Raw genomic sequence first — 917 nt, 5'->3', positions numbered from 1 at the left:
TAAAAGAAACTTCACTTAAGAAGTTTCTTTTAGCTTTTTATGTAGTCTTTATTAAAACTTATTCTTCATTACAGATTCAACTGCACTGCTTGCCATAGAATCTACTTCATCTGATATCTTATTAGTATTATCAGCTACAACAACATTAGCACGTGTTAATTCATCTATACTGCTTATTGCTTCATTTATTTGAGTAATAGCTTGAGTTTGTTCTTTAATGCTTTCGCTCATATCATTTATTCCTTGAGTTAATACATTAACACTTGCTTCTATTTCTGTTAAAGATTTTTGAGTGCTTTCAGCTAGTTTTCTTACTTCATCAGCAACTACTGCAAATCCTCTTCCATGCTCTCCTGCTCTAGCAGCTTCTATTGCAGCATTTAATGCAAGTAGATTAATTTGCTCTGCAATGTCTCTTATCATAGTGATTACATTTTTAATATCTTCTCCATTTTTAATCACTTCGTTTGATTTTTGATTTACTGCATGCATAGATGCACTCATTTCTTCTACTGCTGCTGCACTTTCTTGTAAGCTTGCTGCTTGCTTTCTTGCACCTTCGTTTATATCAATAACACTTGTTTTTAGTATTTTTGATTTTTCTTGTAGGTTTCTTGCAGTTTCAAGGTTTGTTTTTAACATATCTCTTATTTGCTTACCTAGCATGTTAGTAGCAAGTTCAACCTTACCTCTAGCATTCTTTATTTCGTTTCTAAAGTCATTCTGGCTATACTCATCAAAGATTTTTTCAATTGAGTTAGTATTAGCTCCTACTTTATCTTCTAAAGTATCAAGCATTTTATTTAATACATTCTTTAGTTCAATTAATTGTGGGTTTGCAGGATTTAGAGTAATTCTTGCTTTTAAATCACCGCTTTCAATTGCAGCTGCTGTTTGAACGCTTTGTTCTACTGCTT

Annotated in this window: 1 protein-coding gene; it reads right to left on the bottom strand. The window is 32.0% G+C overall.

Annotated elements, in window-relative coordinates:
* Nucleotides 1-51: 51 nt before the first annotated feature.
* Nucleotides 52-917: methyl-accepting chemotaxis protein (locus AVANS14531_RS09115; RefSeq protein ID WP_336612160.1), on the bottom strand; the 866-nt coding region annotated here is incomplete at its 5' end.

It is taken from the genome of Campylobacter sp. Cr9 (genome assembly GCF_020138295.1).
Lineage (GTDB): Bacteria > Campylobacterota > Campylobacteria > Campylobacterales > Campylobacteraceae > Campylobacter_E.
Note: the sequence above shows the minus strand (reverse complement) of the source record. Positions and strands in the feature narration are given on the sequence as shown.